Genomic DNA, 25,665 nt, shown 5'->3' on the forward strand with positions numbered 1-25,665 from the left:
CAGTACGGCTAAGAACAGATAAGACCCGGGGCTGTGTTGCCCGCCGAACAATCTTGGCCATGGTCTATAAACTGGGAATGAGTGCAGAAAAAAAGTGGCAAAGGCTACGAGGATTCAAGCTCCTTGCAGAGATTATCCGGGGCGTCAAGTTCAAGGATGGGGAGCCTGTCACCCCTGTAACAGAAGACGAACTGAACAGGGCCGTCATTTGAGAGCTATTCCTAAACACCAGACTTGACCATAACTCTATCGTTATGCTGTTATTTTGAAGTTGAGGGATGAATAATCCACTTCAAGCGTCGCACTGGTGTCGTATTCAAGCTCTGTCAGAATATCCAGCAGGCTGACGCTTGTTTTTCGTCCGTCAAAAGCCAGCCACTGATGGTTGTCGGCTGATAATTGTTCGTGAGTTCCATTTGCCACTTGGTTTATTTGCTCCAAGAGATTAAACGGGTTGTCATTGGCTGGCCCCTCAACGCCAGGTGCATATGGAAATTGATTTTTTGTCGCTATGACCAAAATCGTCTGAAATTCATCGGTAGAAATAATACCACTTTTCCACAATGTACTGGCAAAACGACGTGCATCACCTGGAGTTATACTCGTGAGGTCATAGTCCCCAAGAGCATTTTCTATGGTAAGCTCGGCTGAAACAGATTCGGTGCTGACCTCTATGGTTGTGTCGTGGAGATCCTTAAGGATGTCCAGCAGACTGCTGGCTAAATCATTTTGGTAGTTGGTATCCCTGTCCCAAGTGCTGCAAGACAGACATTCATGATTACCAGATGCTATGTCTCTAAGATCACTTAATAAATTAAACGGGCTATCGTCAGGATTTAAAACGTGTTCGTTGCCATATTTATGATAAAAGGAGATTGAGCCAAGCGTAAGAAATTGTTCTTTCGAAATTATCCCGTTATTGTAAAGCTCAGCACTTAAACAGTCGAGATCGTTAGGAGTTATATTCGTGAGGTCATAATTTTCCAACATCGAAGACACCGTTAGTGAAACGGACTGTGAGCTCAGTTCAACCGTAGTTGAAGCTGAATCGGAATCAATATCTACAGATAGTGATTCCGCCGACAGTGATACCATATCTCCAACGTCCGAAGACGAGGTATTTGCCTTCTCCTCAAAAGAGAGCCTACCTGATATTTGTGTGGAATACGAACTGCTGGAAGGGATCACACTCTGTAACATCCCTGTTATCGACATAACCTCCTCCTGCTCATATCGTTTTGAGAAATATAAAATAAATCAAATATGATCTATATCGGACAGAAGCTGACAAAACTTTAACTAGATACAGGAAAATAGGTCCGTGCATATGCTGAAATAGATTTTGCAAATCTCAGCTGTAAGATGACTACATATTACATAATCGTATTGGCGATTATTGTTTACCCATTTATTATTAACCCCCTGGTGGTAGAGTTAACGGAATACCTATAGATTTCCAGCTTTTTGTCTTTTTTCAAGGCGATATTGCCAATCCAGAATGCACCGAGGTTTTCAGGGATAATCCCATGCTCATAAACCAAGGCTCCTGATCATGACTTTCGATAAACAAATGGATGTGATCCCCAAACAACAAAAAAACTCCCCAGAGAACCATTCTCCAGGAAGTTTTCTGTTCACCCCAGCGGCAATTCAACAGTAATGAGGATTCAAGATCGCCTTGGTCACTCCATTGCTTGCTTCAAGGAGGGGGCGCCGTCAAAGCGCAGCTTAAAATTTGGATGACACTCAAGGCAGTATATTTTTTGCTGTCCGTGGAGCACATGACAAACCGTGCAACTGATCTCGCCCAAATGCGATTTATGCGGATTCCTATCTGGAAACTGCTTCGGGGTTGTCTTGGCGATCAGGGTATCCATTGGGCCGTGACACGACAAACAGATACCGTTGTCTACCTGATCGAAAAAACCGTCTGCATGGCAGGCTGAACAGGTTACCCCCTGAACGAGATGCTCGTGATCAAGCAAAGAAGAGCTCGATGCAGCAAGATAAATTTCTCGCATCAGCTCAAAGTCTCCCAAGGTAAACCTACCGTACTGGCCACCAACACCATGCAAAAGCAAGGGACCGCCGGGCGCCCACTGGTGGCACTGCAGGCAGTCTACCCCGACCTGATCACCAAGGTGGGCCATGTGTATACGGGTGTCAAACGCGTTTCGCGCATCCATTCCCCAGCCTTGAGGGGAATGGCACTGCACGCAGACTTGCAGCGACGCCTGCGCCACGGGTTTATGCTTTGCGGGGAGTGTTGCCGCCCAATCATCATGGCACTGTGTGCAGGAGGCCTGGTTTACAGATGGAGACTTCGAGCTGTCCTTTACCGCTTGGACCTGGCCTGAGCCCCCAAGGATATCTAGGCTTGACCAAAAAATAGCCCAAGCCACGTACCGCCATCTTTTTTTCATGATCTCATCTCATGGCATCTGGAGGGGTTCGAAAGATAATACCTCACCCCTCAAGGCTAAATACGAACAACCAGAAACCTCCAATACCTATTCGCCTAATGCATTAAAGGGCCTCCTCGAGGAGGTTTCCGGAGAAGAGATCCGTTCCCCAATGGCAATCAGGCTTATAAACGTTCCTGGTCGACGAATTGGCTGTTTTGACATCGGCAGGAAAAGGGGCGTGTGACCCGCTCCTGCCTCTCCATTAAAGTTCAGCGTGATCAACCAGCCTTTTGCGCACTCGTTCCAGCAATTCGCCCAAACACTATGCAATCCGGAATGGCATTGCCGCCCAATCGGTTATCTCCATGGATACCACCGGTCACTTCCCCGGCTGCAAAAAGTTTCGGAATAGGATTTCCCCAGATGTCAATCACTTGGGCCTCGCTATTTATGCGCAGCCCTCCCATGGTATGGTGAACCGCTGGCCATTGAGCAATGGCATAGAACGGTCCATCCAGCAGGGGGATCATGGCCTTAGTGAACTGCCGACCAAAATCTGGATCCTTGCCCGCAGCCAGATACCGGTTATGGGTGTCGATGGTTTCTTGAAGCACGTTTGCGGAAATTTGCAGTTTTTTCGCCAGTTCCGCCATGGTCGCCGCACGAATGAATCTACCTTTTGCCAAACCTTTTTCAACCTCTTCCATGGTTCCCATTTTAGGAATCATGGCCTCGTTAAAGATAGAATAGGTCGGTTTCATTCCGGTTTTGATTTGCGCCATAGACACGACGTCACGGCGCTCCATTTCATTGACAAACCGTTTTCCTTTTCTGTTCACATAGACAATGCCGTATCCCGGTCCCCGGAATGGATACACCGCAGGGGCATCCAACATTCCCGTTTCCGGCTCCGCATAAGGGTAGAGCTGGATAAATGCCATCTGCAAGGCATCCGCACCAATGGCCTGGGCATTGCGGATGACCTCCCCAGTGGCCCCCGGTTGGTTCGTGCAGTTAAACTCAGGCACGATGCTGGGGTTGAAGGATTGACGCATCTTGATGTCTCGGCTAAACCCACCGGAGGCAAGGATCAGCGCTTTAGTTATCTTGATATTTTTCGTTCTTCTTCCTGTTTGCACCTCGATACCCTCCACCGGCGACTGCGGGTCGGCGTCCTTGCGCCAGATCCATTTTAGGGTGGAGTTCAAGCGGATCTTTGCACCTTTACCCACGGCAATTTTTTTGATCGCCTCCGTATACCCCCGACCGACGCCCTCCTCGCATGTATGGGTTCGATAGGCCGTGTGTCCGCCGGTTCGGTTGAGAATGTTGCGCAGTTTCAGCCCACCGTTGTCAATCATCCAGTTTAGGGCCTCAGGGGCATGAGCTGTGAGGATTTCGACCAGTTCCGGTGAGCCGTAATTGTCGCCTCCCTTGAGGGTGTCGTTTTTGTGCAACTCCGCACTGTCATCTCCCAGCTTGAGCTGCTGGCGGAGATGCAGCTCATCATCCCAAGCGTTGTACTCGCCACCATTGATGATGGAGTTCCCGCCGTAGGTCGATCTTTTTTCGAAAATAATCACGGCCCCTCCCTTGTCGGCAGCTTCCGCAGCGGCAGACAACCCCGCAAATCCCGAACCGATAATGGCAATATCAATAGTTTCATCCCATGTTTGGGGCATGGCTCGTTCCGCTGCCTCCGCCTGCTTCGCCACAGTTAGGTTAAGTGCCATACCACCGACTGTGGCAGCCCCCAGGGCAACCGCACCCTGTAAAACCGCCCTCCTTGTCACCTGGCATTGTGAAGAAGCAACAGATTCAGTATCCTGATTCTTTTGACAATTCTGTTTCTTTTCTTTCATTATTGCCTCCTAATTCCATGCTTGTTCTTGCCCGAACAAATACCTGCCACAGGTATCGCTGGCTGTTGATGGATCAATAAAGCAAAAGAAATTTCATGAAATTACTCTTTGGTAATTTAAGGGGCTAACATGTCAATTTTTTTCAGTAGATTTTGGCTGTATTTTAATACGATTACCTGAAATTCAAAGTTTTATTTATAGAAAAAATCAGTTATATTGATATGTTGTTTTTCTCGCACTTTCCTGCTTGAATTCAAACTTTGGGATCAGTACTCCTCGATGATAAAACGATTTTTAAGTAACTGAAAAAAGGTTTTTTAAAGGGGTAATTATCTTGAAAAATGATGAGGGAATCTCATCTTTGGGTGGGAAACCCCGTTGGAGGGCATCATCGACCTTGTCATCATTGCCATGAGCCGCTTTTTTTCTGGCTTTTGAGCAACATTGTTATGATGATCCCTATACCCTTGGCTCGCTTATTTATGCCTGCAGCGAATTGCCGTGGGGCTTGAGTTTGTTTGAGACTATGTAGCGGTTGCCCGGTGGCAACTTACCAATAAAACGATTAGATCTTACAATTACCTAAATCCGTGAGCATTCATCGGGGCGTCAGTTTCGTTGTTTGTGACGTACCGATTAAAGTACACTTTATCGGTATGATGCAGGCAATGAAAGTGGCGTGCTGATGGATGCCCCAAGGGGCGGCGGGTGAAGCTGAACAACAAATGAATTAATTTAAAAATCTTTGCCCCATTAATTTGATATGCTGTTCAGTGACCACCCGCCGTCACGGATTCAGGAATTAGCTAGAAGAGGTATCCGTCGATGGTGGGCAGGAGTATCTGTACGGGAGGAAATTATGCGCGCAAGAAACTTCGGTAAATTCGCAATTACACTATTTCTATGTGGTTTGACGTCGGTGGCATGGGGGTTCAACAAAAACGTTCATCGTGAAATTTCTGAAAAAGCCGTTCAGTTATACAGGTATCTCTACCCTCAAGACACCGTACTGACCGACGAATTGGCCAAACGCTTCATCGAAGGATCGGTCGAGGAGGATGCCATAACTTTAAATGTCCAGAGGCTGTTCAACTGGCATTTTTACGATCCTGGAAAACGTCTTGGCCGTACTTGGTGGGGGGCCTACCGGTCCAACACGCATCGATTTAACAACTTGGCGAAAGATTTTGTCACACTGAATTCCAGTAACGTGCAAGAATGTTATAAACTTGCCGGCAGACTCGTCCATCATATTCAGGACATGAGTTCACCACCACACACAGTACCTGTTTACCATACAACCAAAGATCAATTTGACAAATTAGTACCTGGAGAAATCGCCAGAATATCTTTTAGTTCCAATCAGTTGGATAATGTCCTTCAACGAAAAGGGGCATTGACAATTACCGGGTTAAACAAACTTCTTACAAATGCGGCTGAAAGAACCATTGCGTCAATCAATTCACAAGTAATGGAAAACGGAAGGATTGTTGCAGATAACTGGACTAATTTTTGGCGAAAATATGAATTGGTTGGGGAGAAGTGCGGTGAAATTCCAAAGCCTGAATTCGGTTGTTATGGGAAAATGACATACTGGGACCAAAAAGATGGGTTTTCTAAAAGCGTGTTCGAGCAATACCATAATGAACGAATCATAAGTGCCATTTCAGATAGTTTGCAGATACTAATCTTGCTCAGGGAAAATCATAATTAGTGCCTGGTTGGAAAGTATTAAATAGGTGCTCAATCAATGGGTTACTACAGGAAACCCCATGTGAAGAAAACGCGATTGCAAATAACGAGCGTAACAGGAATGGGCATATAACATGCTGATTATTATGTTATATTCTTATTCAAAGAGCCACGCTGGAGCGACTCTGAACGGATAAAACGATAATCACCGCAAAATCTTCACCGGACGAAAATCACATGCGCAAAGTTATTGCCCCTCAGATGCAGTTGGGCGAACTGCCTATCGCCGCTATCAAGCTGGATCCCAAATCCCGTGACGATATTCCACAGATCCTGCGAGGCCTCCAGCACATTTATACCACACCAGAACTGCGTGGGCCGATATTTGCTCTTCTCGAAGAAGATTTACCTGAGCATCAAATCGAAGGAAAAACCGTCAAGGCAGATCCCAATAACGGTCGTCCCGGCATGACCCAATGGCAGATTCTGGTCTTGTGGGGGGCTCAGATTGGGCCACAATGCCTTAAAAAAAACAGCAGGGGGCATCGTCGGGCGCTGTGATTCCTTTGTCGTCAAGACAGATGTTCATTTTTCCCAACGGATATTAATCTGCTGCTTGACGCTATCCGTAAGGCTATCGAGATCTGCGCAGATTTAGCCGATACCTGCAACCTGTCGGGGTGGCGACAACACAAATACCACCAGAGGCAATTCAGAAAGCAATACCGAAAGGTGCAGCGGCTCAAACACTCCACATCCGAGGATGAACGCAAACTGCAACAAAAAAAGTTGGAGATTCAAGAGGCTCATCGCGCCTATCTGAATCTTGCCTAAACCCATCTGACACTGGCTGAGTACACCTGTGAACATCTCAGCCCGCACGATCCTTTCATCATGGTGCGTCTGGCGAATTGAATTCTTTCATCCAACACGCCCGACGACAAATCGACCAGATTGACCGGCGTGTGCTCCAGGGGGAACGTATTGCTCACGAAGAAAAGGTATTTTTTCTGTTTCATCCCCATACCGAATGGATCAGCAAAGGCAAGGCTGGTGTTCCGGTGGAGCTTGGGCTGCGGGTCTGTATCATGGAAGACCGAGATCGGTTTATTCTCCATCATCAGGTAATGGAAAAGATCTCCGATGAACATGTAGCCGTTTCCATGGTAGACGGGACGAAACAGAGGTTCCTTGCATTACGTGCAAAAGGTCCAGGTAATAAGCTAAATAAAAAAGCCGCAGCTGCGCTGTGCAAAATTTGTTGCCCATAAATGCGGTTTTCGGTCGGCCACTAATTATTCAAGACACCCTTAATCAGATATTCAGGGCTCAGAAAGGGGTGGGGGGCTACCGGCGAATACCTGATACTCGGTAAGTTCTTCCTTATCCATCCACTCTTGAAATCTGGCCACCATTTTCCAAAAATCAAGGATGGCCTGTTGGCCGGCCTCGGTGAGCCAGGCTCCGCCACCGCGCCGTCCGCCAGCCTGTTTTTCCACCAGCGGTTCCGGGGCCAATGCATTCATGTTCTCGACCAGATGCCAGGCATGACTGAAACTCATCTGCATGGACTTGGCCGCCGCTGATACCGAACCGTATTCACCAATACGCTCAAGCAGGACAATCCGTCCCCAGGAAAGGTAGGTCGTGCCATCCTGTTCTATCCAGAGACGGCCTTTAATGTGCAGTCCGCTTTTAAGCTGGCCGCTGACCATGGCATTTTCGCTGGTTGGTTTTCGAGTTTTCGGCATTGGGAATCCAGGGTAAAGTTCTATTGTAATAGCTGAAAAGAATTCGAGCGCTCTCCCCAAGGGGGGGACACACGGTTGCACAAGTACCCCAAGTCGGGGTACCGGGCAAGCGCAAATATTTTTATGAAGATTCCTGAAAAGAAAAAAAACGGTCTTGAGGCGAAAAGGCTAGACCAGTTTTTTGAGGAGTTGGTTCGCCGCAATCAGAAAGGGATCCCAGGTGGGACCGAAAGGGGGCGCGTAGGCGAGGTCCGCCTGAGTGAATTCCATTACACTCATTTTTGCCTGCAGGGCGACGGCAACAGCATTGATGCGGTGGGCCACCTGATCTGTTCCCACCGCCTGAGCTCCTAATAACAGCCCAGTGGCTTTGTCGCCCACCATGGCCACATAGATGGGTTGTGCCCCAGGATATATGCCCGCCCTTGATTTGGCCTGTATCTGCACTGAAACAGGCTCAAAACCTGCCTTTGTGGCCTCGTCTTGGGTAAGTCCGGAGCGGGCTACCTGCATGGCAAAGGTTTTAAAGACCGCCGTCCCGGCGATACCCGCAAGACGTACCGGGTGCCCACAGACCGTATCCGCCACTGCCCAGCCTGCGCGGTTCGCCCGTAAGGCCAGAGGGATCCATGTTTTTTCATCGGTGACCAGGTGGTAACTGTCGGCGCAGTCACCGGCTGCAAATATCTCAGGCACAGAGGTGCGCAGTTGGTGATCAACGCTGATAGAGTCTGAGACGCTGAGTTGAAGCCCAGCCTGCCGAGCCAGTTCTGCATTGGGGCTGACCCCGATAGCGACAATCACCATATCACAATCAAGATGCATGTCCGAAGAGATGACCTGTAACTGCTCTCCCTGTTGGACTATCTTCTCCAGCGTATGCCCGTCATGCAGGCCGACCCCCTGTTCATCCAGGTGGGTACGGACCTGATGGGCCAGGTTTTCATCCAGCCAGGGCAACAATCCTTTCCGGGGCTTGATCATGTCTATGGCAATGGCGCGCTCGCTCAAGGCTTCTGCCATTTCAAGGGCAATGTAGCCCATGCCGATAATCACGCATTGCCGGACCTGGCGGGTTTTGAGAAATTCTTTAATGCCCCGCCCGTCTTCCAGGTTTTTAACAACGAATACGCCCGGTAAGTCTATGCCGTCAATCTGTGGACGGATGGGACTGGCTCCTGTGGCTATGAGAAGATGGTCATAGCTCAGTCTAAATGAGCTGTTGTCTTGAGCGATTCCACTGATGGTCTTTTCTTCGGGGATAATGGCGTCTACCCGGTGCCCGGTTCGCAGATCAATCTCTTGTTTTTGACGAAAGGCATCGGCACTGCGGACGACCAGGTCATCTATTTCACGCTCAGGGGCAGCTATGTTATACGGAATATTACAGGCGCTATACGAAACGTCGTGCCCCTGTTCAAGCACTATCACTTCCAACTCAGGATTGTTTCGCTTGGCCCGGCTTGCAGCGCTCATACCGGCGGCATCTCCACCAATAATGACAAAACGCATAATTTTTCTCCTGCGGTTATTTTATTGTCCTTGTCTTTTCAGCATATTTCGAGCAAACCATCTATGGCAGCAGCTGAACAGAGATTTGTCGCTTTAAAGCCTCTAATAATCATCTTTTTGGGTAAAAAAAATTATAGAGGAAAGTGCTTCGCTGTTCGCTCTCTCAATACATTATACGGATGCAGGCTACAAACAAGTATTGGTTATCCACTGTATCCAAAAACAACACGAAACGTACATCTTGTAAACAGGTGCGGAGATGATCAACAAATTTGAAATCTATATTACCCTGTTGTGCCTTGTCCTTATTGGAGGATGTAGGGCTGAGCCTGTAAAGACCATGCAGTTAGATCCAGATACTCCCTCACCTCAACGTTTTGTTGTTCAGGGAAACAGGGTCTTTGATCGAAACGCACCGCAGGCCCCCTGTTTCTTTAATGGTATAGGGTATTCCCCCTTTCTCCCAGGCGAGTCACCGGTTTTAGGGCAGCAGCCTGGAAATGATGGGCGATACGAACACCACCTCGCTTTGGTTAAAAAGATGCAGGCCAACTACCTTCACGTTTTTCCGCGCCTGATGCCGGAGAGTTTTTTTCAGGCCCTGGATGACACCGACCTTGTATATGGACAGGATATCTGGGTTTGGGCCTATGAAGAAGATTTTTTGGCACCGGTTTTTCAAGAAAAAACCCTGAAGGATATAAAAGAGGTTATCGATCACACCTACCGGGTGGGGCGACCGGATCGGTTGGTGCTCTTCTCCATAGGGGATGAGTTGCAGGCAAAATGTATTGCCTCAACGGATCGACTGCATCCTGAAGTACGGAATTTTGAGGGGAAATACCTGCATCTGCAAAACCGGACCCCCACGGAGATTGCGCTGGCACGTTTGGTGGATGCTGCCATGGAATATGAGATCAACACCTATGGCCAGCGGCATCTCTACTGTCATACCAGCTGGACCCATGTAGGACCATTGGCGGAGCGTGATGATCTTGAAGTCAGCCAGGCAAGTGTTTTGGTGCCCGATATGGGGGATCTGATTTGCCTGAATGTGTATACCTATGCCAATGGCGTTAAAACATCCAAACCTGGGAGCGTCACCAAAACCACGTATCAAGGTTATATAGAGGAGCTTGCAGAAAAGTTTCAGCAACCACTGTTTATAACACAGGTAGGGCTTTCGACCTCACCCATTGCTCCCCGGGAGGATATTCCCGGGTTTGGGGGGAACAGTGTCCAAGCAGTGAAAAAGGTACTTACAGGAGTCTGGAATGACCTGCAGACAGCCCGAGGCAAGGAGAAGTTTTGTGGAATGAATTTTTTTGAATTTCAGGATGAATGGTGGAAAAGCGCCAAACCTCCGCAGGGAGCACTCAAACAGGATGCCCAGGATCCTGAGCAGTGGTTTGGACTGTATCGTGTTGATGTCGATGGCAGCCTTCACCCCAAGGGAGATCTGCCCGAGGTAGTGAAGCAGCTTTTTAAAAACTCACCCGAACCCGTAACGGCGCGTGATCGGTGAACCGTCAATCAACTTGAATAAACGCGGATCTATGTATAATCACATTCCCTGTTCAGCTCGCCCCACAGTCGCGGATTGAGGGCTCAATAAAAACTGCAGACCGTGGAACGTTCCTCCGGCCTGCAGTAATCGTTGATTCTCTCCTTATATCTTAAAACGGCTGACAATCGTCGTGAGTTCTGTGGCCAGATTTTGCAGTTGCTCCGCCTGTTGCCGCATCTGGTCACTGGAGACGGTGATCTCTTCCGCTGCACCGCTTACTTTCTGAATATCTTGAGCTATGTTTTCAGCCACGTTAGAGCTGTGATTGACACTTTCATTGATATCTCCCAAGCCTTTAGAAACTGAATCAATGCTGTTGGCTATTTCCCCTGTGGCCGCGCTCTGTTCTTCAACCGCAAAGGTGATAGTGCTGACCAGTTCACTGACCTGGTGGATAATTGAGGAGATTCCTTCGATTTCCCCCACCGTCATTTCGGTGGTGGACTGCATATCGCTGATCTGATTTTTGATATGTTGGGTTGCCTCCGCCGTTTGTTTGGCCAACTCTTTAATTTCGTTGGCAACAACAGCAAAGCCTTTGCCAGATTCACCGGCCCGCGCCGCTTCGATAGTGGCGTTGAGCGCTAGAAGATTGGTCTGTTCGGAAATATCAGTAATGGTTTCCGTGACCTTGCCAATGGCGTCTGCAGCCTCGCCCAGTTCACCCATGCGTTTGGATGCCTTGGTTGCCTGTTCCACGGCCTCTTCGGTGATGGCATTGGCCTTTTCAGCATTGGAGGCAATATTGGTAATGGTACCTGTCATCTCCTGGGCCACCTCGGCCACCATGGCTGTATTGCTTGACGAGTCATCCATGGTTAGCGCAACCATTTTCAGGTTATCACTCATCTCACCTGTTCCGTGGGCTACGTTTGAGGCAATGGAGGCCGTTTCATTGGAACTGGAGTTGATCGAAGTGGAAAGGTCAGTCAGCGAGTGGGCTGATGTGTTGACCTCTGCTGCCTCTTCTGCGATTTTTTGGATCATTTTCTGCAGTTTGCCTAAAAAGGTGTTGAACAGGGTTCCGAGTTCTCCCAGTTCATCCCTGGAATCAACGCTAATGCGTTTGGTCAGATCGCCCTCGCCCTCAGCAACATCTCGAAAGCTGGTAATGAGGTTTTTCAAGCCGCTGCTGATCCCCCAGGCAACAATAAAACAGAACACGACAATGGAGAGAAAGATGGCTCCTGCAATCAGTTCCATGTGCATGGTCTTTTTAGCGGCAATCCGAGTCATCTCCTGATGGAGTTGGTTTTTTGTCTGCTCGATATTATCAATGTAGATTCCGGTCCCCACCCACATGTCCAGTCCTGGAATCATTTCAGCGTAGCTGATCTTCGGCGTATCGCCAGCACCGGGTTTGGGCCAGATATAGCTAACGTAACCACCTCCCGAACGGGCCTTCTTGTCAAGCTCTCGAATGACATAGACACCGTTTTTATCCTTTAAATTTCCCAGGTCCTTTCCCTGTGCCTCTTCCTTAACTGGAAAAGCAATATTGACATGACCTTTATAAATGAAAAAGTAACCGGAGCGGTCGTTTTCGTATCGGGCTGATTTAACCATGGCCCGCAACAGTTCGTTAATTTTTTCTGTATTTTTCAGGCCCGATTTTTTTACTGCCTCGGATAAGGCAATCGCCATGGCATGACTGGAAACCTTGACTTTGGCTTTTTGTCCCTCCATCATCACCTCTGAAGTAGCCTCGGTACCAAGATCCCGAATAGTATTAGCCGTACTGGTGATGTAAAATGCCATCACCAAAAACAAGACAACGATGCCCAAAAGAATAAGAAGAATTCTGGTTCTAATCCGTATCTGTTGCAGCATATACAAGAGCCTCAAGAGAATGAAAGGAGAGAAAGAAAACCATCTTTTTGTCTGTTTTCTCAATTAATTGCTAGAGGGTATTGAAATATATTATAGGCCTGATGGGAAAAGACTGTCCAGTAATGGTTCTGTTATTTGTGAATCTTTATCGCATTCATGCGTTGAAAATGATATGGGGCAAAATTACCCAGTCGGTAGGTCCTGTTTACAAAAATGAATGTTTCGTGAAGAAATGAAGACACCGTAGGACTTTTTGCGCCCCTGTCTCAGTTTTTTTAGGTGTTAATTTTTTTGATGCTTGACACCTGCCTGAAATGGCTGTTTATTTAGGATCTTCGAATTTGGGAGGTTCCAATCCTCCGCATTTCTTCTACCTGTGCAGGATTACTTCACTCTTGGCACAGGCCAGGTAACCTCCACAACAGTACAGGCAAATAGATATGGCTTTTTGGCGAGTACCTCTTGATACCCAGGAGATACAGGTCACTCTGGGAACAGTGTGTATTATTGATGATCGGTGTAAAGGCTGCGGCTACTGCATTGAATTCTGCCCCAAGGACATCCTGCAATTTTCTGAGAAATTTAATCGTAAAGGCTATCATCCACCCATCGTCACCAAAGAGGGTGAATGTGTCAACTGCCACTACTGCGAGATTATTTGCCCTGAATTTGCCATCTTTTCGGTGGAATCAGAGCCCGCAGAGACTAAGTAACTTTTTCTATATGTGAGCTTGTTTATGAAACCAGCTGTTCTCACCGGCGAACATTATATCACTGGCGATGTCGCCTGCGCCGAAGGTGCCATTGCTGCCGGGTGCAAATTTTTCGGCGCCTATCCCATCACCCCCGCCACGGAAATAGCGGAGCACATGGCTGCCCGTCTCCCCGATATTGGCGGCACCTTTATTCAGATGGAAGATGAAATCGCGGCCATCGCCTCTATCCTTGGTGCAGCCTGGACCGGGGTAAAATCCATGACAGCCACCTCTGGCCCCGGTTTTTCCCTGATGATGGAAAACTTAGGCCTTGGAGTCTGTACCGAAACCCCCTGCGTTATAGTTAATGTCCAGCGTACCGGTCCTTCAACCGGACTCCCGACGCAAACAGGGCAGGGCGATATGATGCAGGCCCGCTGGGGATCCCACGGCGATTATGAGTTGATTGCTCTGGCACCTTCTTCTCCACAGGATTGTTTTTACCAAACCATCCGCGCCTTTAATCTCAGCGAGAAGTACCGGGTTCCTGTATTGGTTATGGCCGATGAGATCGTGGGCCACATGAGCGAGAAGGTCGTTATTCCGGAGGCCAAAAAGATTCAAGTGGTCGATCGCCCCAAACCAAGCGGGCGTAAAGACCGGTTCCATCTCTATGAGGCCGGGCCTAACGGTGTTGCGCCCATGCCTGCCATCGGTGATGGCTACAATGTCCATGTCACCGGCCTCACCCACGATGAACGTGGATACCCGGCCATGACCGTGGAAGCTCAGGAAGAGATGATGACCCGGATTAAGGGGAAAATCCGCAATAATCTCGATGACATCATCGAGACCGAATCCTACAAGATGGAAGATGCGGATATCGTTGTCGTCAGCTACGGGGTTTCTGTGCGCACCGGGCTTTCCGCCGTGGATCAGGCCCGCGCCAAAGGCTACAAGGTAGGTCTGCTCAGGCTGATTACGGTCTGGCCTTTTCCCGAGGAAATGATTCGTGAAATTGCCAAAAAAGTAAAAGGCTTTATCACCGTGGAAATCAATCTTGGCCAGGTCCACTACGAGGTGGAACGCTGTGCCGGTGGTGATGCCAAAGCAGTGCTGGTCGGCAGCGCCGGCGGTAAGATTATTCATCCGGAAAAGGTTCTCGCCTGCATTCAGGAGGAGTTTTAAGCCATGACCACTAATCCTAAAAAACTGGCTAAGCCACCAGAGCATCCGCTTGACGACCTCATCCGCACCGAACGCATTCCCCATATTTGGTGTCCGGGCTGCGGTATCGGTACGGTGTTCTCTTCCTGCCTCTCCGCCATTAAGGCCACAGAACTTCCTTATAATCAGTTCACCATGGTTTCAGGAATTGGCTGTTCAGCCCGTGGCGCCGGTTATATCAAACTGGACTCCTTTCATACCACCCACGGTCGCGCCATTCCCTTTGCCAGCGGCATCAAAATGGCCAGACCGGATTTGAAGGTTATTGTCTTCTCCGGGGACGGTGACCTCTTTGCCATCGGTGGCAATCACTTCATCCATGCTGCCCGTCGCAACATGGATATGACCGTTATCTGTGTCAACAACCTCACCTATGGTATGACCGGTGGTCAGGTGGCTGCAACCACGCCCAATATGGCCAAGTCCACCACCACGCCGCTGGGTAACCCGGATTCGCCCTTCAATCTGCCACTTTTGGCCTATGCCGCCGGTGCCTCCTACGTTGCCCGCTGGACCATCCTCCAGACACGGGACCTGACCACGGCAATCAACGAGGCCATCAACCATAAAGGGTTTTCCTTTATCGAGGTGCTTTCTCCCTGTCCGATCAACTATGGTCGCCGCAACAAGGAAAAACCCATCGATACCATGAAACTCTACCAGGACCACACCATCATCAAGCATGGGGCCAATCCAGCTGAGGCGGATATCGATTTTGGCAAAGGCGTAGTGATCGGTAAGTTTATCCATATCGACAAGTCGACCTGTGATGATCGCTATACTGAAATGCACCGTCCCTGCATCGACGATTAATCATCCTAACGCACTCTGATTTGCTCTTCGGGAAACATCACACTCATGAGTACAAAAAAAGCACACAACCAGACTGAGATTATCGTCACCGGCTTCGGTGGGCAGGGGATCATCCTTGCCGGTCGAATCCTGGGTATGGCGGCCTCGCTTGTTGATAAGAAAGAATCGACCCTGGTGCAGGCCTATGGCCCTGAATCCCGCGGTGGTGCCTGTAACGCCCAGGTTATTATCTCTGATACGCCGATTCACTATCCCTATGTCAATACCCCTAAAATCCTCGTGGCCATGTCCCAGGCGGGCTATGATAAATTTGCGCCTTTCCTGACTCCTGAGTCCATCCTTCTGGTGGATCAGGACCTGGTCAACCCCGAGGATGCGGTCTGCGACTCCTTTGCCATTCCGGCCACACGGATGGCTGAGAATCTGGGGAACAAGATGATGGCCAATATTATCATGATTGGTTTTTGTACCGCCATCACCGGAGCGATCTCAGCCGATGCCGCCCAGGCAACCATTTCCACCTCTGTGCCCAAAGGGACTGAGGAGAAGAATATCAAAGCCTACTCCAAGGGCTATGATTACGGACGCTCCACCTTGAAAGGACGGGAAAAACGGGCTGCAGGTCAGACAGGAGTAATGGCATAATGAAACGACAAAAAGAACGCCTCTACCGGGTTATTGTCGCCGGAGCAACGCCTGAAGGCATTGCCGCAACCTGTAAACTGGGGGAACTGGGGATTCCGGTCACCCTGGTGGACAATGCGCAGGATCTGGATCGCAAACTGGCTGCCGAGGAGTATCGTCTGCCCTCACGGGTGACCTTTAACACCGCCCATCGCCCCGGTTTGATGCGCATCATGCGCAACTCCTCCATTCGCACCATGCTGCCAGCGACGATAAGCTCGGTCAAGCATACAGCTCAGGGATTCAGTGTTCGCATCGATCCTGAGCAGACCTATGTCGACGCTGACCACTGTGCAAACTGCGGGAAGTGTGTTGCTGTCTGTCCGGTGGAACATCCTGATCTGGGTAAGGCCATGCGCTATCACGCGCGCACCAGTCTGCCGGGGCGTCCCTATATCGATAAGCGCCAGCAGCCCCTCTGTCAGGAAAGCTGCCCGCTAGGCGTCAATGCCCAGGGCTACATCGCTCTTGCTGCCCAAGGTAAGTACGATGAGGCACTTGCACTCATTCGGCGGGATAATGTGCTGCCAGGTATCTGTGGCCGCATCTGCACCCATCCCTGCGAGGAGGCCTGCCGCCGTGGCGGTGTGGATGATCCGGTTGCCATTCGGTCGATTAAACGCTTTCTTGCTGACTATGAAAGCGAGGATGGCAAACGTCGGGATGCAGCGGTGTACGCTTCAACTGCCGATATCGAACCAACCCGGCCCGAGAAAATAGCTGTGATCGGATCCGGTCCTGCAGGTATTGCTGCGGCTGCCGACCTGGCCCGTAAGGGATACGGTGTTTCTATCCTGGAGAAGGAAGCCGAGTTTGGCGGCCTGCTTCGCTACGGTATCGGTGCCCACCGCCTGCCACGCGAGATACTCGAGCGTGAGTTGCAGTTTATTCAGATGCTCGGGGTTAACTTCATCCCTAACTCGCCGGTGGATCTCTCAACCGGTCTCACCAAGCTTAGTAAAGAATACAACGGAGTGGTTATTGCCACCGGAACCTGGCAGGATCGTCAACTCGGCTGTTCCGGAGAAGACCTTGAAGGGGTGGAGGGCTGCCTGTCTTTTCTGACCCGGAGCCAATGGGAAAACATTGAGACCATGAGCGGTAAGGTGGCTGTTGTCGGCGATGGCAACTCCGCCTTTGATCTTGCCCGTACGCTCACCCGTATGGGGGCCGAGGTCAGCATCATCTCCTGGTTTGGCGCTGAGCATATTCCTGCAGAGCCCGATGAGGTTCGTGAGGCCGTGGAAGAGGGGATCACCATTGTTGACGCCACCCAGGTCGTTGGCTTTGCCGGCAAAGGCAATACCTTTACCCATCTTGAATGCAAGGCCACCAAGCCCGGTCAGCCCGATGATCGCGGGATGATCTGGCCGGTTGTCGATGAATCCAAAGAGGCCTTCACCCTGGAGTTTGACAAGGCCTTTGTTGCCATCGGCCAGGTTGGCGGGTTCACCCCCGAAACCTTTGGCGATCTGATTGAGGTGAGTGAACGCGGTTTTATCGAGACCGATGACGACCTGCACACCAGTATGGCCAAAGTGTACGCGGCTGGAGATACGGTCTCTGGTCCATCCTCTGTGGTCAAAGCCATGGCTGCCGGACGCAGGGTCGCTCGCTCCATTCATTACGATCTGACCGGCGTCCGGGAAGAGTCACCGGTGACTCGACCTGCAGACAGGGACTTTCGCAGCATCCCTGACGATCTTCCCAAGCTGCACCGCATCGCCATGCCTGAACGGCAGGTTGCCTCGCGTAAAACCACCTTTGCCGAGGTGGCCCTGGGCTTTGATGAGCAGCAGGTAAGAGATGAGGCCAGCCGCTGCCTGCAGTGTGGTGTCTGCTCCGAGTGTATGCAGTGTGTCGAGGCCTGCGGCGCCCTGAAGGCCGTTAACCACGACCAGGAAAAAGAGGTTGTGGTTGAGCAATGTGGGGCCATTATTGTGGCTGACCCCACCCTCGCGCCTTCCATAAAAGGTGACGACATTATTCGTGCCTATGGGCCAAAGGCCGCCCGGCCCAATGTCAACGACATGATGGTTCGTGGTTTTGATGCTGCCGGTCGCGCCATGCTCTTACTGGGAGGTGCCTCCAATAAGCTCAAAGGTCATGGGCGCTCCGTCTCCATGCCTGATCCGGGACTTTCTCCCGATATGCGTATTGGTGTGTTTGTCTGCCGCTGTAACGATTCGCTGGGCTGGCTCGATGACATGAGCAATTATCTGGGACAACTTGCTGAGGGAAATCCAGATATAATCCATACCGAGATGCTCACCTCGGCCTGTGTTGAGGATGGCACCTCTGCCATTGTGCGTGCGGTTCGCGAAAAAGCCATCACCCGTGTTGTTTTGGCCTCCTGCGTCTGCTGCCCGCTTAACTTTGTCTGTTCGTCCTGTACGGATCAGCGCAGCCGCCTCAAGCATAACCTTTTCAACGGAACCGGTATAAGCCGATCCATGGTTGAGACCTGCAATGTGCGCGGAGAAATTCTGCGTCTGGTCGAGTCCCAGCCGGAGCTCGCCTTTGAGCGGTTCAAGGGGCTGTTGCAACGCTCTATTAAACGAACCTACGGTCTCAGACCGTTGCATGCCGTTGATCGGAACTACAACTTTGCAGCCGCTGTTATCGGCAACTCCCAGGCAACCATGACCAGTGCCTTGACTCTGGCCGACACCGATCACGAAGTCTTCCGTTTCGGTACCGAGGAGCAGCCGCTCAAGGATTTGGTCAAGCATCCCAATATACACAACTTTCCCGACTGGAATGTAAAGGATATCAAGGGAACCATTGGCGATTTCCAAATCACCATCGAATCCGACGGGTACTCCCAGGTGCTGCGTACCGGTACCATTATCATGGGAGAGAAGGCCCGCCGACGAATCCCCTATACCCACCAGGAAGGCTTGCCGAGTCGCACCGTTGAACCGGTGATGCAAAAAGAGGGAGTCGTGGGGATTCCTTTTGCCTATCCCTGCGCCACCTCAGTCCCAGGGCTTTACCTGGCTGAGCCCTCTGGCATTAACGTCTCCAAGCTCAAAAAAGGGACCGCAGCAGCGGTTATGGTGGCTGCCGCCATTCCTCGAGGTCCACGTCAGGCCAAAGGGTTTACCGCAGCCATTGATAAGGTGCTCTGTCGGGGGTGTGGACGTTGTGCCAACGTCTGCCTTTACCATGCAGTCAGCCTGCAACCCAATGAGGTCGGTGGCTGGTATGCCCATGTCGACGAAGCCCTGTGTAAAGGCTGCGGCAACTGTCTCTCTGTCTGCCCCACGGGTGCGGCTGACAGCCCCTACCGTAACCGGGCCTACCTGACACAGGCCCTTGAGGAACTGCTCTCCAAGGACACTGTCCATGAATAATAACGATACAAAACCATTGAATATACTGCTTTTTGTCTGTAACTGGGGAGCGCATGCCGCCTTTTTAACCCTCCAGGATCAACGGCGCCCCATTCCCAACGAAATCCGAATGGTGCGTACACCCTGTACTGGCCGTATTGACCGGGCCATGATGATCAAGGCTTTTGCCAAGGGCGCCGATGGTATGGCGGTGGTCGGCTGTGAGCCGGGAACCTGCCGTTACGGCAGCGGTACAGCCACCTCCCAACGCAACACCGAAGACGTGCAAAAGGTGCTCGATATCATGGGCCTTGGTGGTGAACGAATTCGTTTTGCCACCTTTCTGCCGGAACAGTCCGAGGAACTGTTGAGCTTTCTTCAGGAATTCAGCAGCCAGATTCGTGAGCTTGGCCCGGCAGGTATTCAGGAGGCCCCCGTGGTGCCGGTCTCTGATGCCCAGACCCGCAAACAGGAGCTGCAACAACTGGTTGAGACCTATGATATCCACGCCTGTCAGGATTGCGGTAAGTGTACCTCGGCCTGCCCGCTGGCGCTTATCGGTAAGCCGTTCTCTCCGCGCGCCATTGCCTCAGCAGTGATCACCGGCGGTATTCATGCCGAAGGTGTCCAGGAAAACGCCTGGAGTTGTCTCACCTGCGGGATCTGCTACGAGCGTTGTCCGTCAGCGGTTAATTTTCCCGCCTTTATCAAGGAATTGCGCCATCTTTATCGCCAAACCGAACTTCCCGGTCGCGAGGTGCACGGGGGTATCTTTCACTCCCTGATGCGTTCTCAGACCTCGCCTGATATCGTTCCCAACCGCTGGACCAATCTGCCCGAGGAGATTCGTATCGATCCGCAGAGCCCGATCCTTTATTTTGGTGGTTGTGCACCCTATTACGATATCTTTTTTGGCAAACGCATGGAGGTTGAAACCAACCAGATCCTGCTTGACAGCCTGCGTTTGCTCAATTTTTTTGATGTCACTCCGCGTCTGCTGCCCGATGAGAAATGCTGTGGTCACGACCTGCTCTGGTCCGGCGACAAAGAAAATTTCATGCGGCTTGCCCAACTCAATGTGGACAAACTCAATGATCTCGGTATAGAAACCGTGATTACCACCTGTCCCGAGTGCTATCATACGCTGCATACGACCTATGCGGAGCAGGGACTCAAACCCAACTTCAAGGTGGTCCACCTCTATGACTTCCTGGAAGAACAGCTCGACAAGGGAGCAGTTGGCTTTGATACCTTCCCCCATGAGATAACCTTTCAGGATTCCTGTCGGCTGGGCCGCATCGAGGGCAGGGTGGATCTGCCGAGAAAATTGCTCAAACGGCTGAAACCCAAGGCATTTACCGAAATGAAAGAATCCGGGAATGCCTCGGTCTGTTGCGGTAACTGCGCCTGGACCGGTTGCGATGCCTATTCCAAGGCTATGCAGGTCAAGCGGCTTGAGCAGGCCCATGCAACGGGGAGCGACATGGTGGTCACCGCCTGTCCCAAGTGTCAGATTCATCTCAAGTGCGCCATGGAAGATCCCTACCGGCGCGAAGAGCTCAGTATCGAGCTGATGGACCTGACCTCGGTTATTGCCCAGACCATTCGCTGGGAATAACCACTAGGAAATCTTGAATAATTGAATTATTCAAGATTTCCTCGAGTTTTAGAAGTCTTAGCTACAAGCTATTTTTTGGAGAATATCTATGTCAAAACCTACACCTACGAAGCCTTCCGGCGGAGGTGATCAGGATCCACGAATTGGCGTCTATGTATGCCACTGTGGTCTGAACATCGCCCAGTCGGTTGATTGTAAGCGTGTGGCTCAAAAGGCAGAGAGCGAAAAGGGGGTGGTCCTGTCCAAGGACATCGTCTATGCCTGCTCTGAGCCGGGCCAGCAGGAGATCAAACAGGATATTATCGACAAGGGTTTGGACCGTGTCGTGATAGCCTCCTGTTCTCCGCGCTTACATGAGCCAACCTTTAAAAAAATGATCGACTCGGTCGGCCTTAATCCCTACATGCTGGATATGGCCAACCTGCGCGAGCAGTGTTCCTGGGTCCATATGGAGGACAAGGAATCTGCCACCCAGAAAGCGGAGACGCTGGTCAACATGTCTGTTGCCCGGGTCCGCGATCTCGAGCCGCTCTATGAAGAAACCCTGCCCCTGACTAAGAAAACTCTGGTCATTGGTGGCGGTGTCGCCGGTATTCAGGCTGCGCTTGATCTGGCGGACAGTGGGTATGAAGTGACACTGGTGGAGAAAAACCCCTCCATTGGTGGTGTCATGGCCCAGATCGATAAAACATTCCCAACCATGGATTGTTCTATTTGAATCTTAGGTCCTAAGATGACAGATGTCGGTCGACATCCCCGTATTAAGTTATTAACGCTGAGTGAAGTAGTTGACGTAAAGGGTTACGTCGGAAATTTCAAAATTAAAATTCTGAAAAAAGCCCGTTACGTTGATGAAACCAGCTGTACCGCCTGTGGAGATTGTGCTGAGGTCTGCCCGGTGGTACGTCCAGATGAATTTAACGTGGGACTTGGTTCGCGCAAAGCGATCTACAGCCCCTTTGCCCAAGCCGTACCTTCATCGTATTTGATTAATTCCAAGGAATGTCTGGGCCATAACCCTGCGGTCTGTTCCAAGTGCGTTGATGTCTGCGCCAAAGGGTGCATAGATTTCCACATGTCGGATGAGGAGATCATCGAAGAGGTGGGCACCATTGTTGTTGCCACCGGTTTGACCCCCTATGATCCGACCGAGATGGATGAATACGGCTATACCCGATTTGAAAATGTGTTGACCAGCCTTGAATTTGAACGGCTGGTGAATGCTGGTGGTCCGACCAAAGGCGAGATGATTCGGCCTTCGGACCGCAACCACCCTAAATCCGTTGGTTTCATCCAGTGCGTTGGTTCACGTTCCGCGAAAAAAGGCGGGCACTACTGTTCCAACATCTGCTGTATGAACACGGTAAAGTCTTCGCTCATCATCAAGGAGCATTATCCTGATGTCGAGGTGAAGGTGTTCTATATCGATATCCGCGCCTTTGGTAAGGGGTTTGAGGATCTCTACACCCGAAGCAGGCGCATGGGCACCCAGTATATCCGTGGCTTGCCCGGCTCGGTCGAAGAGACCGACGAGGGGACCATGCGGGTTGCTGTAGAGAATGCCGCCACAGGAAAGCTGGAGTTCCATGAACTCGACATGCTGGTTCTGGCCCAGGGAATGAAGCCTGCGCCTTCAACCCAGCGGTTGCAGGAGATCATGGGCTTGCAGTTAACCTCCGATGGTTTTTACCTTGAGGCCCATCCCAAGCTGCAACCGGTCGATGCCGCCACCCGTGGTATCTTCTTTGCCGGTTGTGCCGAGGGACCCAAAGATATCAAGGAATCGGTTACCCAGGCTTCTGCCGCGGCTATGCGCGCCATTCGCTTGATGCATAAGGGCGAAATTACCTCGGAGCCGATCACTTCTACCATTATTACCGAGAAGTGTAAGGCCTGTGGCAAGTGCGCTGACGTTTGCCCGTACAATGCTATTTCCGTTGATGTGAAGGCCAAAAAGCCAGCGGTGGTCAATACGGCAGCCTGTGCCGGTTGCGGTACCTGTGCGGCTGAGTGTCGATTCGATGCGATTAGCATGAATCATTTTACCGATACCCAAATCATCAATCAGGTCGATACCATGCTTGATGAGGCGCCGGAAAATAAAATCCTCACCTTTGCCTGTAACTGGTGTTCATACGCCGGTGCTGATTACGCCGGTGTTTCCAGGCTGCAGTATCCCGCTAACGTGCATCTGATCCGCGTCATGTGCTCAGGACGTGTGGACGAGAAATTCGTCTGGGAGGGATTCCGCAAAGGTGCGCCTGTGGTCTTGGTCTCCGGTTGTCATATTGGTGACTGCCATTATATAGATGCAAACCACTGGACGGAAAAACGCGTGGCCCGCATCCATAAAAAAATGGAACGAATCGGCATACGTTCCGAACGTCTTCAACTTGAGTGGATCAGTGCCGCAGAAGGTATTCGTTTTGCCGAAACCATGAAAAAGATGGAGGCAATACGTCAGAGTGTCACTGCTGAGGAAATTGCGGAAACGCAGAGTATTCTCAGTAACCTCTAAGCAATAGCTTGCTCTCAGAGCGGTAGACTAAAGCCGGGCCCAATGGGTCCGGCTTTTTTCGTTTTTAACGGTAAAGAAATTTGTTCCTGTCTCCATTGTGCAACAGTTGAAAGGCTGGAATATTGCTAAAAAATCAAGGAGATGCTTAAAATATTTGCAAATGTTGTCATGTCTCTGTATGTAAAGAAATATACATTTATTCTTTCCTGTATCAATAATTTCTTCTCTTAAAAGTAGTTTCAAAATTGAAATAGACCTCCTGTGGTTACTCTGTTTGCGTAGTTTCTTTACCCTGGTTGTTCAGGTAGGGATCATTCTAAGGTAACTTTCGTACTCGTTTTTCTTTTCTATCTTTTTAGTCTTACGGATTGGATAAATATACATCTTTTTTCTTTTGTAACTGCATGTGTTACAAAGGAATATTGCTGTTTAGGGATTCCTGTTTTCTGGCTGGCTTTCATTTTTACAATTTAGGTGAATGAACTTGGAGGTGATAAAGAATAGAGGGAGGGAAGGTATTTTTTCCATGGGGCAGCTCAAGGCCATCGTCAGTCTTTGTTCAACAAAAGTCGTTTCATGCCGGTTTGGGAAACCAGGAATTCAGGCCAAAAAAAGAAACAGGAAACGATTAAAGCGATAATGGTCGTTTGTGCCCTTAATATTGTAAGGAGGCGTTAAGTATGGTTACCAGAAAATGCTGGCTCGTGATTTGCTTGCTCCTTGTCTCGGCAACAACAGCCTGGGGTGCCAATGTGGCGAAAATTACCCAGCTTGCCAACAAGGTACATCTTGATCTGAATCAAAAGGTGAAGGTACAGAAAGTTCAGTTGGCTACAGCCGTACTCCAGCAGAAAAATTTTCTTTTGAAACAGCCTGAGGTGCGAAGCGTACAGCAACTCAAGGGCAATAACCTGATGGTGCGCTTTAAAGATGGCAACGAACTGCTGATGTTCCTCGGCACTGATAGCCTTGGTACGGTCGGGCAGGTCGCACCGGTACAGTTGCAGCGTGAAGTCCTCAAACCCGCGCAACAGTTGAAACCTGTTGAGCAGCTTCGTCGCCCGCTGTACAGGATTCAACCCTGTGCACCCCAGAGTAAAAAAGCTCTTATCTTTGACTGCCTGGAAGACGACGCCAATGTTGTCTCACCTCATATTTATCAGCAGGTTAAATCCGATCTTCAGGCACTCGGGTACACCGTGACCACCAAACTCAACAATGCTGCAAATCTTTCCAATGCCGCCTTGATTGACAACGGTGAGTATGGTGTTGTTGTGCTCCGTGGGCATGGCGGTGATCTGGGAGGCGATTTTGGTTTTCTGGTGCGTCCCTGGTATACCAGCTATCCACCCTCAAACAGTGGCTATACCGGTACGCTTCGTGCCAGTGCCTATAACCATGCCGCTGGTGAAACCCAGTTTGGCTATATTATCACCGGCTCCTTCAGCTCGACCTACTGGGCTGATAAACGTTTCCCCTCAACCCTGTTTTTCCTGGAAAGTTGTCATGGGGCTGATCCCGGTGCACTTCCGGGCATGCCCACCTGGACCACCAGTCATGGTGCATCTGCCTGGGTTGGATGGAACGAATCTGTCTCCTTTAACTGCGGTGACAACGGCACGGATCTCTTCTTCCAGAAGATGAAAGAGCAGAAGACCGTAGCTGAAGCCGTCAGTGCTGTCTATGCAACCGGATGTCGTCCTCCGGAACTGGTAACCTTTCCGGAGAATAAAGGGGGCTGTCAGCTGGCCGTATGGAAATCTGATGCAAACGAGTCGGCGGTGACCAATGGGCGGGATTTTAAAGAGCTTCGCCTTGTTTCGGGAATGGGACGGTTGTATGCCAAGGTTTCCTTCTATGCGCCACCGACCTTTAATGAGTTTTTCTTTTATCTGGACACAAGCGGGGATGCTGCCGCAGAAGTCTTGGTTAAGTGTCATCCCACCAACGTGGAAGTGTATAAGCAGACGCAGCCAGGTTTGTTCAATAACAAGGTCTATACCGGGGCTGCCAGCAAAAAAGGGAATGATTACAGCTTTGATATTCCCTGGAATACCTCGTTGGGAGCTGCAGGATCTGCCAAGATCTGGCTCTACGATATGGGAGTGAAAGATCGTTTGCCCAACAGTGGCAGCGTAACATTGGTGAAATAATAC

Annotated in this window: 16 protein-coding genes and 2 pseudogenes; 12 read left to right on the forward strand and 6 right to left on the reverse strand. The window is 50.4% G+C overall.

Annotated features, from left to right (window positions below; translation table 11 throughout):
* Nucleotides 1-212, forward strand: a pseudogene (locus JWJ90_RS05755) (IS256 family transposase); the annotation flags it as partial.
* Between the two features lie 40 nt (nucleotides 213-252).
* Here the strand turns inward: JWJ90_RS05755 and JWJ90_RS05760 are convergent.
* From JWJ90_RS05760 to JWJ90_RS05770, 3 genes are all read right to left on the reverse strand, one after another.
* Nucleotides 253-1,215 (reverse strand): hypothetical protein, encoded by a 963-nt coding sequence (locus JWJ90_RS05760; RefSeq protein ID WP_205226253.1) that lies wholly within the window; start codon nucleotides 1,213-1,215, stop codon nucleotides 253-255.
* A 467-nt stretch (nucleotides 1,216-1,682) separates the two neighbouring features.
* On the reverse strand, nucleotides 1,683-2,423 hold the full coding sequence (locus JWJ90_RS05765) for a cytochrome c3 family protein (protein ID WP_205226254.1): 741 nt from the start codon (nucleotides 2,421-2,423) through the stop codon (nucleotides 1,683-1,685).
* A gap of 260 nt (nucleotides 2,424-2,683) precedes the next feature.
* Nucleotides 2,684-4,267, reverse strand: coding sequence for a flavocytochrome c (locus JWJ90_RS05770; protein ID WP_205226255.1), 1,584 nt, complete (start codon nucleotides 4,265-4,267; stop codon nucleotides 2,684-2,686).
* 859 nt (nucleotides 4,268-5,126) lie between these two features.
* Here JWJ90_RS05770 and JWJ90_RS05775 point away from each other — a divergent pair.
* Both JWJ90_RS05775 and JWJ90_RS05780 read left to right on the forward strand, forming a co-directional pair.
* Complete coding sequence (locus JWJ90_RS05775; RefSeq protein ID WP_205226256.1) at nucleotides 5,127-5,981, forward strand: phospholipase C/P1 nuclease family protein; 855 nt, start codon at nucleotides 5,127-5,129, stop codon at nucleotides 5,979-5,981.
* A 215-nt stretch (nucleotides 5,982-6,196) separates the two neighbouring features.
* Nucleotides 6,197-7,164 (forward strand): annotated as a pseudogene (locus JWJ90_RS05780) (ISNCY family transposase); the annotation flags it as partial.
* Nucleotides 7,165-7,281: 117 nt separating this feature from the next.
* Here JWJ90_RS05780 and JWJ90_RS05785 read toward each other — a convergent pair.
* A complete protein-coding gene (locus tag JWJ90_RS05785) occupies nucleotides 7,282-7,710 on the reverse strand; it encodes a winged helix-turn-helix domain-containing protein (RefSeq protein WP_240194771.1) in 429 nt (142 codons plus the stop codon).
* Between the two features lie 168 nt (nucleotides 7,711-7,878).
* Complete coding sequence (locus tag JWJ90_RS05790; RefSeq protein ID WP_205226257.1) at nucleotides 7,879-9,222, reverse strand: FAD-dependent oxidoreductase; 1,344 nt, start codon at nucleotides 9,220-9,222, stop codon at nucleotides 7,879-7,881.
* Nucleotides 9,223-9,481: 259 nt separating this feature from the next.
* Here JWJ90_RS05790 and JWJ90_RS05795 point away from each other — a divergent pair, with 259 nt between their 5' ends.
* On the forward strand, nucleotides 9,482-10,747 hold the full coding sequence (locus tag JWJ90_RS05795; protein WP_240194772.1) for a hypothetical protein: 1,266 nt from the start codon (nucleotides 9,482-9,484) through the stop codon (nucleotides 10,745-10,747).
* A 144-nt stretch (nucleotides 10,748-10,891) separates the two neighbouring features.
* Here the strand turns inward: JWJ90_RS05795 and JWJ90_RS05800 are convergent, their stop codons facing one another.
* On the reverse strand, nucleotides 10,892-12,619 hold the full coding sequence (locus JWJ90_RS05800; protein WP_205226258.1) for a methyl-accepting chemotaxis protein: 1,728 nt from the start codon (nucleotides 12,617-12,619) through the stop codon (nucleotides 10,892-10,894).
* A gap of 440 nt (nucleotides 12,620-13,059) precedes the next feature.
* Here JWJ90_RS05800 and JWJ90_RS05805 point away from each other — a divergent pair, with 440 nt between their 5' ends.
* The 8 genes from JWJ90_RS05805 (at nucleotide 13,060) to JWJ90_RS05840 (ending at nucleotide 25,662) form a co-directional block, all read left to right on the forward strand.
* The gene (locus tag JWJ90_RS05805; protein WP_205226259.1) at nucleotides 13,060-13,332 is read left to right on the forward strand and encodes a 4Fe-4S dicluster domain-containing protein; all 273 of its coding nucleotides are present in this window, start codon (nucleotides 13,060-13,062) and stop codon (nucleotides 13,330-13,332) included.
* Nucleotides 13,333-13,356: 24 nt separating this feature from the next.
* Complete coding sequence (locus JWJ90_RS05810; protein WP_205226260.1) at nucleotides 13,357-14,502, forward strand: 2-oxoacid:acceptor oxidoreductase subunit alpha; 1,146 nt, start codon at nucleotides 13,357-13,359, stop codon at nucleotides 14,500-14,502.
* 3 nt (nucleotides 14,503-14,505) lie between these two features.
* Nucleotides 14,506-15,354: a 2-oxoacid:ferredoxin oxidoreductase subunit beta gene (locus JWJ90_RS05815; RefSeq protein ID WP_205226261.1), complete on the forward strand. Its 849-nt coding sequence runs from the start codon at nucleotides 14,506-14,508 to the stop codon at nucleotides 15,352-15,354.
* Between the two features lie 45 nt (nucleotides 15,355-15,399).
* On the forward strand, nucleotides 15,400-15,999 hold the full coding sequence (locus tag JWJ90_RS05820) for a 2-oxoacid:acceptor oxidoreductase family protein (RefSeq protein WP_205226262.1): 600 nt from the start codon (nucleotides 15,400-15,402) through the stop codon (nucleotides 15,997-15,999).
* The gene (locus tag JWJ90_RS05825) at nucleotides 15,999-19,394 is read left to right on the forward strand and encodes an FAD-dependent oxidoreductase (protein WP_205226263.1); all 3,396 of its coding nucleotides are present in this window, start codon (nucleotides 15,999-16,001) and stop codon (nucleotides 19,392-19,394) included. The genes JWJ90_RS05820 and JWJ90_RS05825 overlap by 1 nt, the downstream gene beginning before the upstream one ends.
* Nucleotides 19,387-20,991, forward strand: coding sequence for a hydrogenase iron-sulfur subunit (locus tag JWJ90_RS05830; protein WP_205226264.1), 1,605 nt, complete (start codon nucleotides 19,387-19,389; stop codon nucleotides 20,989-20,991). The genes JWJ90_RS05825 and JWJ90_RS05830 overlap by 8 nt, the downstream gene beginning before the upstream one ends.
* Nucleotides 20,992-21,079: 88 nt before the next feature.
* The gene (gene hdrA2 / locus JWJ90_RS05835) at nucleotides 21,080-23,509 is read left to right on the forward strand and encodes a CoB-CoM heterodisulfide reductase HdrA2 (RefSeq protein WP_205226265.1); all 2,430 of its coding nucleotides are present in this window, start codon (nucleotides 21,080-21,082) and stop codon (nucleotides 23,507-23,509) included.
* A gap of 680 nt (nucleotides 23,510-24,189) precedes the next feature.
* On the forward strand, nucleotides 24,190-25,662 hold the full coding sequence (locus JWJ90_RS05840) for a hypothetical protein (protein ID WP_205226266.1): 1,473 nt from the start codon (nucleotides 24,190-24,192) through the stop codon (nucleotides 25,660-25,662).
* Nucleotides 25,663-25,665 lie beyond the last annotated feature (3 nt).

The sequence above is a fragment of the Desulfobulbus rhabdoformis genome, assembly GCF_016919065.1.
GTDB classification, from domain to species: domain Bacteria; phylum Desulfobacterota; class Desulfobulbia; order Desulfobulbales; family Desulfobulbaceae; genus Desulfobulbus; species Desulfobulbus rhabdoformis.

Bases quoted from the DNA above. Each gene is read 5' to 3' on its own strand.
- JWJ90_RS05790 (WP_205226257.1), bottom strand. From the start codon at position 9,222: ATGCGTTTTGTCATTATTGGTGGAGATGCCGCCGGTATGAGCGCTGCA.
- JWJ90_RS05785 (WP_240194771.1), bottom strand. From the start codon at position 7,710: ATGCCGAAAACTCGAAAACCAACCAGCGAAAATGCCATGGTCAGCGGC.
- JWJ90_RS05830 (WP_205226264.1), top strand. From the start codon at position 19,387: ATGAATAATAACGATACAAAACCATTGAATATACTGCTTTTTGTCTGT.
- JWJ90_RS05805 (WP_205226259.1), top strand. From the start codon at position 13,060: ATGGCTTTTTGGCGAGTACCTCTTGATACCCAGGAGATACAGGTCACT.
- JWJ90_RS05810 (WP_205226260.1), top strand. From the start codon at position 13,357: ATGAAACCAGCTGTTCTCACCGGCGAACATTATATCACTGGCGATGTC.
- JWJ90_RS05840 (WP_205226266.1), top strand. From the start codon at position 24,190: ATGGTTACCAGAAAATGCTGGCTCGTGATTTGCTTGCTCCTTGTCTCG.
- JWJ90_RS05825 (WP_205226263.1), top strand. From the start codon at position 15,999: ATGAAACGACAAAAAGAACGCCTCTACCGGGTTATTGTCGCCGGAGCA.
- JWJ90_RS05800 (WP_205226258.1), bottom strand. From the start codon at position 12,619: ATGCTGCAACAGATACGGATTAGAACCAGAATTCTTCTTATTCTTTTG.
- JWJ90_RS05795 (WP_240194772.1), top strand. From the start codon at position 9,482: ATGATCAACAAATTTGAAATCTATATTACCCTGTTGTGCCTTGTCCTT.
- JWJ90_RS05775 (WP_205226256.1), top strand. From the start codon at position 5,127: ATGCGCGCAAGAAACTTCGGTAAATTCGCAATTACACTATTTCTATGT.
- JWJ90_RS05815 (WP_205226261.1), top strand. From the start codon at position 14,506: ATGACCACTAATCCTAAAAAACTGGCTAAGCCACCAGAGCATCCGCTT.
- JWJ90_RS05770 (WP_205226255.1), bottom strand. From the start codon at position 4,267: ATGAAAGAAAAGAAACAGAATTGTCAAAAGAATCAGGATACTGAATCT.
- JWJ90_RS05765 (WP_205226254.1), bottom strand. From the start codon at position 2,423: ATGAAAAAAAGATGGCGGTACGTGGCTTGGGCTATTTTTTGGTCAAGC.
- JWJ90_RS05760 (WP_205226253.1), bottom strand. From the start codon at position 1,215: ATGTCGATAACAGGGATGTTACAGAGTGTGATCCCTTCCAGCAGTTCG.
- JWJ90_RS05820 (WP_205226262.1), top strand. From the start codon at position 15,400: ATGAGTACAAAAAAAGCACACAACCAGACTGAGATTATCGTCACCGGC.